The 291-nt window shown below is 28.2% G+C and carries 1 protein-coding gene; it reads right to left on the minus strand.

Going from position 1 to position 291, the window contains the following annotated elements; all coding sequences use genetic code 11:
• Window positions 1-150: 150 nt before the first annotated feature.
• Entirely contained in the window at window positions 151-261 is a 111-nt protein-coding gene (locus N3D17_07475; GenBank protein MCX8083207.1) for a HypC/HybG/HupF family hydrogenase formation chaperone, read from the minus strand.
• Between the last annotated feature and the right edge of the window lie 30 nt (window positions 262-291).

Below are 291 nucleotides of genomic sequence, written 5' to 3' on the forward strand. Positions count from 1 at the left end.
GGATTCTGAACCATAATATAGTCCTCTAATTCTTCTTTACTTTCTGCTGTTTCAAATATCTCCTTTGGAAAGATGATTATCTCTTTCATTGTTTTTCCCTCCTTCCATTTTAAATTTTACCTCTTTTAATACTTACGCTCAATATATACCTTAAATCTCTTTTATAATCTTTAATGTTTTTTCCGCTTCTTTTCTGTTAAGTTTCTCAATAGCAAAGCCAGCATGAACAATTACATAATCACCTTTTTTTACATTACTCAAAAACTGGATATTTATTTCTTTAATAATACC

Source organism: bacterium (assembly GCA_026414725.1).
Lineage (GTDB): Bacteria > Ratteibacteria > UBA8468 > B48-G9 > JAFGKM01 > JAAYXZ01.